Annotated in this window: 11 protein-coding genes; 9 read left to right on the top strand and 2 right to left on the bottom strand. The window is 62.7% G+C overall.

Features of this window, described 5'->3' with window-relative positions; all coding sequences use genetic code 11:
- Nucleotides 1-26 precede the first annotated feature (26 nt).
- Nucleotides 27-947 (bottom strand): LysR family transcriptional regulator, encoded by a 921-nt coding sequence (locus D3227_RS05820; RefSeq protein ID WP_120013175.1) that lies wholly within the window; start codon nucleotides 945-947, stop codon nucleotides 27-29.
- Between the two features lie 3 nt (nucleotides 948-950).
- Nucleotides 951-1,640 carry a L,D-transpeptidase gene (locus D3227_RS05815; RefSeq protein ID WP_208646339.1) on the bottom strand — a complete coding sequence of 230 codons (690 nt, stop codon included), beginning with the start codon at nucleotides 1,638-1,640 and terminating at the stop codon, nucleotides 951-953.
- 227 nt (nucleotides 1,641-1,867) lie between these two features.
- Here D3227_RS05815 and D3227_RS05810 point away from each other — a divergent pair, with 227 nt between their 5' ends.
- From D3227_RS05810 to sctR, 9 genes are all read left to right on the top strand, one after another.
- Nucleotides 1,868-2,482 (top strand): type III secretion protein, encoded by a 615-nt coding sequence (locus tag D3227_RS05810; RefSeq protein ID WP_245451662.1) that lies wholly within the window; start codon nucleotides 1,868-1,870, stop codon nucleotides 2,480-2,482.
- Between the two features lie 20 nt (nucleotides 2,483-2,502).
- Nucleotides 2,503-3,129, top strand: a complete 627-nt coding sequence (locus tag D3227_RS05805; protein WP_120013173.1) for a hypothetical protein — start codon at nucleotides 2,503-2,505, stop codon at nucleotides 3,127-3,129.
- Nucleotides 3,130-3,139: 10 nt separating this feature from the next.
- Nucleotides 3,140-3,979, top strand: coding sequence for a type III secretion system inner membrane ring lipoprotein SctJ (sctJ, locus tag D3227_RS05800; RefSeq protein ID WP_342633991.1), 840 nt, complete (start codon nucleotides 3,140-3,142; stop codon nucleotides 3,977-3,979).
- Nucleotides 3,976-4,593, top strand: coding sequence for a SctK family type III secretion system sorting platform protein (locus D3227_RS05795; protein WP_120013171.1), 618 nt, complete (start codon nucleotides 3,976-3,978; stop codon nucleotides 4,591-4,593). Before sctJ ends, D3227_RS05795 begins: the two co-directional genes overlap by 4 nt.
- Before the next feature lie 4 nt (nucleotides 4,594-4,597).
- Entirely contained in the window at nucleotides 4,598-5,215 is a 618-nt protein-coding gene (gene sctL, locus D3227_RS05790) for a type III secretion system stator protein SctL (protein WP_120013170.1), read from the top strand.
- Nucleotides 5,212-6,570: a FliI/YscN family ATPase gene (locus D3227_RS05785; protein WP_120013169.1), complete on the top strand. Its 1,359-nt coding sequence runs from the start codon at nucleotides 5,212-5,214 to the stop codon at nucleotides 6,568-6,570. Before sctL ends, D3227_RS05785 begins: the two co-directional genes overlap by 4 nt.
- Entirely contained in the window at nucleotides 6,557-7,045 is a 489-nt protein-coding gene (locus D3227_RS05780; protein WP_120013168.1) for a hypothetical protein, read from the top strand. The genes D3227_RS05785 and D3227_RS05780 overlap by 14 nt, the downstream gene beginning before the upstream one ends.
- A gap of 155 nt (nucleotides 7,046-7,200) precedes the next feature.
- Nucleotides 7,201-8,181: a type III secretion system cytoplasmic ring protein SctQ gene (gene sctQ, locus D3227_RS05775; protein WP_167480611.1), complete on the top strand. Its 981-nt coding sequence runs from the start codon at nucleotides 7,201-7,203 to the stop codon at nucleotides 8,179-8,181.
- Nucleotides 8,174-8,827 (top strand): type III secretion system export apparatus subunit SctR, encoded by a 654-nt coding sequence (gene sctR, locus D3227_RS05770; protein WP_120013166.1) that lies wholly within the window; start codon nucleotides 8,174-8,176, stop codon nucleotides 8,825-8,827. Before sctQ ends, sctR begins: the two co-directional genes overlap by 8 nt.
- Nucleotide 8,828 lies beyond the last annotated feature (1 nt).

Raw genomic sequence — 8,828 nt, 5'->3', positions numbered from 1 at the left:
ACAGCCGGCCCAGTTTTAGCGATCGTCTACAGGCTGCGCCTTGCGGTTCTGGCGGCATAGGCGTGCGCAACGCACGCAGCCAGCTTTGCCGCCCGCTCGGCTATCGGATTGGATGGTTCGGAAGGGTAGGAGGCGGTAAACTGCAGGTCGGACGGGTGCCATTCGCAGTCGACGATGCGCAGTTGGCCGCTAGCGGTGTAGTCCTGGACGACTTCCTCGGGGAGGGAGGCTATGCCGATACCGTTGAGTGTCATCTTGATGGAAGCGGCCAGCGAATTGGCCGGAAAGATACGCGGCGTCTCTTCCAGTTCGCCGGTGAGCTTGCGGTAAAGTTCGCTGTAGGGTCTGGTGGTGCGCGCATAGCTGATGATCGGAAACTGCATCAGATCAGTCAGTGTCAGCTTGCGTCGGTTCTGCAGTTTCAATTGCGGCGAGCAGACCCAGACGAGCGGAAAGGATGGCAGCTCGATATTCTCGATGCTGTATTCCAGAATAGGCCCCATCAGCACCGCAAGATCGAGCCGGTGGGACATGAGTTCGTTGCGAAGGGTGGTCGTCGCATCGACGACGATATCCGTGTCGACAAGCGGATAGTTTACCTGCAATTCCTTCAGGAAATCCGGAAGCCAGGTGTGCACGATGGTCTCGGCAACCCCGAGCCTGAGCACCCCGGCCGTCTCTGAAAGAGAGCTGGCCGTCAGTTGCAGCCGTTCGGCTACGCGCAGCACCCGTTGAGCAGGTGGCAGCAGCCGCTGTCCCTCGGCGGTCAGCCTGACGATGCTGCTCTGCCGCTCGAACAGCTTGGCGCCCAGCGCTTCCTCCAGCCCGGCGATTCGCGTGGATACCGCCGGCTGCGTTGTGTTCAGGCGTTCCGCCGCCTTTCGAAAGCTTCCGAAAGTCGCCACCAGGAGAAAGGTTTCGAGCTGCTTGATGTTGAAAGGGATCACGAGTCAGTGCCGGACAATAATCTGGGCGCCGATTTTTACCCGGTCATAAAGGTCGATAACGTCTTCATTGGTCATGCGGATGCATCCGGAGGAGTTGGCCTGTCCGACGGTCCATGGCTGGTTGGTGCCGTGGATGCGATAAAGCGTATTGCCGATATACAGCGCGCGCGCCCCCAACGGGTTGTTCGGCCCACCCGCAACGCGCGTGGGCAGGATGCGGCCTTTCGATGCTTCCCTGGATCGCATTTCTGCCGGTGGCCGCCAATCCGGCCAATCCTTCTTGCTCGAAATCGTGTCGCGACCGGACCACTCCAGACCCTCCTTGCCAACGCCCACCGCGTATCGCAGCGCCTTGCCGTCCCCCAGCATGTAGTAAAGGCGCCGCTCCGTAGTGTTGATCACGATTGATCCCTTTGGCTGAGCCTCGCTGAAATTCACGACCTGCCTGGGGATCACCGACCACGCCGGCAGCGTTACTTCGTCCGACGTCTGGTCGGGAACCGAAGGGGAGACCAGCACATTTCTCGCCTGATCGTAAGTCCAACTTCTGGGGTCATAGCCGCTGTTCGATTGGGCCTGTGCCGACGCCATGGCCGCAAACAATACTGCAGCAGTCAGGCCCGCAGGCAGGATCTTGCTTACCGCCACCGAGACCCATCCCCTTCTGCATCCTGGCGTTGAACCGGTGATCATGGACCGGTCTCAGCTGATTCCAGCGCGCACCATATCGCTTTGCTCACTGTTCGCAACATTTGGCACTGAATACACAGGCACAATCCAATTGGACTTCCAATTTCACGATGCCCACGATAGAGTGAATTGGCGGGTAACCATGGGACAAGCGACGCGTGCCGTCGCACGTGCGTCCCTTTGCGATAGGACTGACGTTGACGGGACGCGGTATCTGCCACGCGGATCGGTTGTCGGGAGCAAAGGCTGCCTTTGCCGCCTGCGGCCTCGCCATGGTCCTAGCGTTCGGCCTTGTCGCGCAGCCCGCCTATGCTTCCGAACCACACTGGCCTCCCGGCCCCTACAAATACATCACCGTCGACCAGTCGGTGACAGACGCGCTGGTCGAGCTTGGCCGCAACGTGCGGGTGCCGATGCGTGTCAGCAAGCTTGTAAAAGGGCGCCTCAGCGCCGGCATGCCGGTCGGAACGGCCCATGAGTTTCTGGAAGAGATTTGCAATCGATACGGGCTGGTCTGGCATTTCGACGGCATCGTCATGAACGTCGCGACCGAAGCCGAAGTCCAGACGGAGATGATTCCGCTTGATGCCAATACGGCTGCCGGCGCGGAAGATCGGCTTTCGCGGCTGGGCGTCCTTGATCCGAAGTTTCCGATCAAGGTTTCCAAGCAGGACGACGTCGTCTCGGTATCGGGGCCGCCGTCCTACATCGAACTCGTCAGGAAAACGCTCGGAGTTCCTGCCATGGCGAGCGCGAAGCAGGAGCCGGGCAAGGTCGTTTCGGTCCGCGTTTTCCGCGGCAAGCAGGCGGAGGCGCAGAATGTCCCCTCCGGCAAACCGAACTGAGGAAACAGGAGGGCAGGACCATGCAAATCGCGCCGATTGGAGCCCTGGAAGCCACGCTGGCAAATTTGACCACCAGCATAAGCGCGCAACAACAGATCACCGCCGGCGCGACAGCGCAGCCGGCTAACCGAATGGTGGGCGCCAACCAGGAAAAACACGATGCCGCGAAGGTCAACACGACTGAGCGCGGCGATGTCGCCACACGCGCAGGCCAGCAGGTGTCGCAGGCATCGTCCGGCACCAATCCGGCAATGTCCGGACAATCCTCCAAATCGGAAAAGACCGAGCCGATCGTCGAACATAGGCTCTTCGACTATCTGGCCGAGGTAGAGAAGTCTGGGGGTGGGGTGTTCACGGATCCATCGGCTCTGTTCGGTTCTGCCGTTCAGTCGCTGGAAGGAACCATGCAGCAGGTCCAGAAAGCCCTTGGTCAGGCGAACGTCCCCGTGAATGCTGAAACGGCCGCCACGCAGGATGCCGCCGACAAGACGTCAGGCAAAGATGGCGAAGACGCCCCGGCACAGAACGCCGAGCAACTTCTCGAACGGTCGATTTCGGTGATGTGGGCGGCAGCCAATCTCGAAGTTGTGACGAGCAGCGTGACGGCCGTCACGTCGTCCACCAGCACGCTGATCAAGCAACAGTAGGCGCCGCGGAGTGTTCGTGCCCAGATTAGCCTCGCCGCGGCGGTCAACGCGATTGAGCCGATGCGGCGCCCGGTGCCGCGTCGCGCTCGTTGTCATGGGTATGCTTGTGCTCCAGGCCTGCTCGGTGGAGCTGTATTCCAACCTCAACCAGCAGCAGGCCAACGAGATCGTGGCCACGCTGATGCGTCGCGGGATTCCGGCCCAGCGCGAAGCCGGCAAGGACGGCAAGATGACGGTTTCCGTGCAGAAGGGCCGTTTCGCCGAAGCCATGGCGATTCTCGACGAAAGCGGCTTGCCCAAGCAGGAATTCCAGACGCTCGGCGAGGTATTCAAGAGAGATGGGCTTGTGTCCTCGCCGGTGGAAGAGCGGGCGACGATGATCTATGGCCTGAGCCAGGAGCTTTCGCAGACGATCTCGGACATTGACGGCGTGCTTTCCGCGCGTGTTCATCTCGTCCTGCCCGAAAACGATCCGCTGAGACAGCAGTTGGTGCCGTCGTCCGCCTCCGTCTTCATCCGGCATCGCGCATCCGTTCCGATGAATGAGCTGATCCCGCAGGTCAAGATGCTGGTGTCCAAGGGTATCGCCGGACTGACCTATGACAACGTCTCCGTCACCCTTATTCCGGTCGCCGCGCCGGCCCCCGAGCAGGAAACCGGCGAGGCAGGCTTCACAACCTTCCTCGGCCTTTGGCTGCATCCGGACAGCGTCGCCGCCGCGATGTGGCTGTTTTACGGCATGGCGGCGGCCATCCTCGCCCTGGCTGCCCGGCTGGCTTACCTCCAGTGGTATCGGCGGCCCGATGTCTATGCGCTCGAGGCCTCGGCAATGCCGGTGAAGAAGACATGACCCAGACCGGCTCGGAGCAGGCTGCCAGCCCGGAATGGCAGGCGTTCATTTCCAACCCCGCATCCTATGCGGATGCGGCCCGGCTGGCGGAATGCTTTGACGGCACGATCAGCGAGGCCGCCTGCGAGCGCATGCTGCACTCGGCGCGCCTGCATCAGCGATTGTCGAAGGTTCTGCTGGAGCGTTACGGGCTCTCTTGCGCAGTCGATGAACCGGCCGACGAGGTGGATCGGGCGATCGCCTTGTCGTCGAGCGAGGAGTTGGAGGAACTCGCGCTTCGCTCGGGCGCGATCTACTGGGCCGCTAGCCTGGCAGCTGTCATTGACGGACGCGAGGCCGATGCGTTGCAGGCAGCACTTGGCGCCGATCTCTGCACTTTCGCGGTCGCCAACCGCGATCTGGCCGGTCCAATGCGGCCGTTGGAGCAGCTGGAAGACATGCGTTCCCGTGTCTATGCCGACGGCCTGAGTTGCCTTAGCGCGTGGTGTCAGGCGGTGCCTGGCGAGACCAGCATGCGGGTTCGCCTCAAGCTGATGCCGCACGAGCTTGTCGATCAGACGCCCGAGCCGTTTGTCGAAGCCGGTCCGGCGCTTGTCCGACGGGCGATGGGTTAGCGTGATGGTCGAACCGGGCACAGCGACCACTGACACGCCAAGGCGCCCCTACGCCCGCATCCTGCGCGCCGCGGATGCCCGCGCCTGGCAAGACCGACACGCCGTTCTCGACGAGGCGAGGCGTGATGCCCAACAGTTGCGTGACGCCGCCCGGCGAGCCTACGCGGCCGAATATGCGCAAGGCTATGAAGACGGCAAGGCGCGAGGCGATGCGGATGCCACGCAGCTGGTAAGCGAAACAACAGTCAAGGTGGATCGCTATCTTGGTGGGCTGGAAGCCGAAGTCATCAGCCTTGCCCTCGACGTCGTCAGGCGAATGCTGGGAGAATTCGACGTCAGCATGCTTGTCGCCAAGGCGGCGAGGCAGGCCGTGTCTGAAATTCGCCGGGCCAAATATCTGAAAGTCCGGGTTCATCCCGCTTCCGTCGACAGGGTTCGCGATGAGCTGGACGCGGTCTTGCGCGAGAGCGATTTGGGCATGACGGTCGAGATTGATGCCGACGATGCGCTGGCGGCCGGAGCCTGCATCGTTTCGACGGACTTTGCCGTCGTCGACGCAAGCATCGACGCACAGCTCAATGCCATAGCGGCCGCGATTTCGTCAAAGGCTAAGGTCCCATGACGGCGCCCGTTGCTGACATCGAAAGCCGCCTGGCCTCCATCATTCCAAACCTCCGTTCCGGTCTGCGCGACGATGCCAGCCGGCCGAGGAAGGGCCGAGTGCGGCGGGTGACCGGCACGGTCATCCACGCGACCGTGGAGGAGGCCCGGATCGGCGAGATATGCGAACTGGTCGACCCCAGGACCGGCAAGACGACCAAGGCGGAAGTCGTCGGCCTCATGGACGAGATGGCGATCCTTGTCCCGCTTGGCGATCTGACCGGTCTATCGAGCCTGACCGAAGTCGTTGCGACCGGAAAGGACCAACTGGTGCCCGTCGGGCCCGGCCTTCTGGGTCGCGTGATCAGCGCCCTCGGCGAGCCATTGGACGGCAAACCGCTTGCGCCCGATGGCATTGTCGGCAGCTATCCGGTCAATGCCTATCCGCCGTCTCCGCTCGAGCGCAGTTTGATTTCCGAGCCGATCCAGCTTGGAATCCGCGCCCTCGATGGGTTGCTCACCTGCGCGCGCGGGCAGCGCGTCGGCATCTTCGGCGAACCCGGCGTCGGCAAGTCGATCCTGCTCTCCGACATCGTCAGCGGCACCGATGCCGATGTTGCCGTAGTCGCCCTTGTCGGCGAGCGCGGGCGCGAGGTGCGCGAATTCCTCGAGCATCAGCTTGGACCGGAAGGGCGGCAGCGGGCAATCGTCGTCGTCGCGACCTCCGACCGGCCTGCCATCGAGCGCGTCAAGGCCGCCTATGTGGCGACCAGCATTGCCGAATATTTTCGCGACCAGGGCAAGCACGTGCTGCTTGCGATGGACAACATAACGCGGTTTGCCCGCGCGCAGCGCGAGATCGGCCTGGCCTCGGGCGAGCCGCCGACGCGTCGCGGTTTTCCGTCTTCGCTGTTCGCGGTCTTGCCGCGTCTGCTCGAGCGCTCCGGCCCCGGCCGCGTCGGTTCCATCACCAGCCTCTACAGCGTTCTTCTGGAAGGCGACGGCACGCTGGATCCGGTCGCCGAGGAAATTCAGGCGCTTCTCGATGGCCATGTCTTCCTGTCGAACGAACTTGCCCAACGCAACCATTTCCCCGCCATCGACGTCTTGCGCAGCCGAAGCCGCCTGATGGATGCGGTTGTGCCGCCGGCACATCGGGCCGACGCCAGCCGCCTGCGCGAGCTGCTTGCACGCTACGCCGATATCGAACTTCTCCTGCGCGTCGGCGAGTACGAAAAAGGCAGCGATGCCGTGGCGGATGAGGCGGTGGCGAAGATCGACGCCATCAACGCCTTCCTGCGCCAGGCGTCCGCCACGCGCGAGAGCATCGAGAAGACACGTCAACGCATGCGGGAGATCGTCAATGAAGGAGCGTGACATGATCGCTCGATTGCGCGACCTCAGACACCGCCGTGAAGAGCGCGCAAAGGAAGAGGTGATCAGAAAACACGCCGCCGCGCGCCGGGCCGCAAGGGAGGGGCAGGAGGCGGCCGCTGCCGTCACGGAGCACCTCCAGCGCACGGTCGACGCCGAAGATGCAGCCTTCGGTGCGCTGGTCGGACAGCCGGTAAAGGCGGCCAGCCTCCACGGGCTTCAGGGACGGTTCGAAATCGCCGCCAGAAAAACCGAGCAGCTGCGAGAAAGCGAGAAGATGGCCGGCGTCGCCGAGCAGCGACGGAAGGTGGAGTTGTCGGCAGCCCGCAAGGATCATCGCGCGAGCATGAAGGCCGTGTCGAAGCTGGACGGCCTGTTGGAGCATCTGACCAAACGCACCGCGCGGCGTCGCCTGGCGCTTGCCGAGCTTTCCGAGGAAGAGGAGCGCGGCCCACCGCGCTTGCCTACAGAACGATAGCCCAATCCGTGATCGTGAATATGGATGTGATGCCTCAAGCCTTCGCGTCGGCAAAAACGAAAGCGCGGGTAAAACCAGCGAAACGTGCGGCCACACGGTCGCGCGCTGGCGAGCGGCTGAAATTGGAATCCGTAGCGTCCGGGGACTTTGCGGCATTGAACGCCTTCTACCGCCGCCGTGCTCCCGCCGAGATCACGATTGCGGGAAAGACCATGGCGATCGCAGCCGTCTGGCCGGCGCCGAACCCTGAGGACCAGCGGCTGTGGACCATCGCGTTCACGGTCGGAGACAGTGCGGGCAAATTGCACCTGCCGCTTTCCTTTGTCGAACGGGGCTTCGCCAGGGCGGACGAACTGGTCGACATGAAACGACTGGCACCCGCTCACGCCGCATTGCTGTTGGAGTCCGCGTTAGAAGGTGATCTCGAATGGATCGAGGGCAAGCTGGGCGAGAGGATCACGATCATCTCGGTCGAACAGGCAGATGCCGTTTCGGGCGAACCCCCATTCGCCTTTGTCCTGACCGGCAAGAATGAAACGATAGACTGCGTCTTGAACACGAATGACGCCGGCCTGGCGGTGCGGATCGGCCACCTCCTCGACGAGATCGGCAAGGCGAGGCCACCGATCCCGGCTGAGTTTCCGCTGCCGGTCTGCCTTCGGCGTGGCGCGCTCGCGATCACCCTTGGCGAGCTTCGAAGCCTGCAGGCTGACGATGTGGTGCTTTTCCGGGATGCGGAAGAAGAACGCATGGCGGCACTCATCATTGCCGAGCGCTTTTATGCGCCAGTGGCCTTGACTGAAGGCGGGCCGCAATTGCTTGCCGCGCCGACTGCAATCGCTGGATCGAATTGGGAGTGGACCATGAACCAGAACACGCCGCCGCGGGCCGGCCAGACTTTGGAAGAATCGACCCTGGACGAGTTGCCGGTCGAGCTTGCCTTCGAGATCGGCCGCACGGCAATGCCTCTGGGCGAAGTAAGGCAGCTTGCGCCCGGCGCTGTCGTTGCGCTCGCCGAGGTGAAGGAGGCGACTGTCGACATCATCGCCAACGGCAAGCGTGTCGGCCGTGGCGAGATCGTACGGATCGGGGAAAGCCTGGGCGTGCGGATAGTCCGCATGTTCGACAATGCTTGAGAATTCGCCCAATCTGCTTGGGATCCTGATCGCCGTCGGCGTCGTCGGGTTGCTGCCGCTGGCGGTCGTCACGATGACCGGCTTCCTGAAGATTTCGGTCGTGCTGTTTCTCATCCGCAACGCGCTCGGCGTCCAGCAGATGCCGCCCAATCTGGTGCTCTACGGCATAGCGCTCGTGCTCACCGTCTATGTCACCACGCCGTTGCTGAGCGAGATGTCGGGCCGGCTTCAGGAAGGGCAGGTCCAGTTCCAGACCACGGACGACCTCGCCAGGGCGGCGCAACTGGTCAGGGAACCATTGCAGCGACACCTTATGAAATTCACCCAGCCGCAGGAGCGGCAGTTCTTTCTCGATGGAACGACCCGTCTGTGGCCTGAACAGGCGCGCCAGAATCTCAAGGACGACGATCTGTCGATCCTTGTTCCCGCCTTTGTCGCATCCGAGCTTACCCGTGCCTTCGAGATCGGCTTCCTGCTCTATCTTCCCTTCCTCATCATCGATATCGTTGTCGCCAACGTCCTGATGACGCTCGGCATGATCATGGTCTCGCCGGTTCTCATTTCGATCCCGCTGAAACTGTTCCTTTTCGTCGCCATCGACGGCTGGTCGCGGCTGATGCATGGCCTCATCCTGAGCTACGGCTGAC

The sequence above is a fragment of the Mesorhizobium waimense genome (assembly GCF_003601975.1).
Taxonomy (GTDB): Bacteria; Pseudomonadota; Alphaproteobacteria; order Rhizobiales; family Rhizobiaceae; genus Mesorhizobium; species Mesorhizobium waimense.
The sequence above is the reverse complement of the archived record's forward strand: the minus strand, read 5'-3'. Positions and strand labels throughout refer to the sequence as shown.

Coding starts and splice junctions, on each gene's coding strand:
- sctR (WP_120013166.1), top strand. CDS start 8,174: ATGCTTGAGAATTCGCCCAATCTGCTTGGGATCCTGATCGCCGTCGGC.
- D3227_RS05815 (WP_208646339.1), bottom strand. CDS start 1,640: ATGATCACCGGTTCAACGCCAGGATGCAGAAGGGGATGGGTCTCGGTG.
- D3227_RS05785 (WP_120013169.1), top strand. CDS start 5,212: ATGACGGCGCCCGTTGCTGACATCGAAAGCCGCCTGGCCTCCATCATT.
- D3227_RS05795 (WP_120013171.1), top strand. CDS start 3,976: ATGACCCAGACCGGCTCGGAGCAGGCTGCCAGCCCGGAATGGCAGGCG.
- D3227_RS05805 (WP_120013173.1), top strand. CDS start 2,503: ATGCAAATCGCGCCGATTGGAGCCCTGGAAGCCACGCTGGCAAATTTG.
- D3227_RS05780 (WP_120013168.1), top strand. CDS start 6,557: ATGAAGGAGCGTGACATGATCGCTCGATTGCGCGACCTCAGACACCGC.
- sctL (WP_120013170.1), top strand. CDS start 4,598: ATGGTCGAACCGGGCACAGCGACCACTGACACGCCAAGGCGCCCCTAC.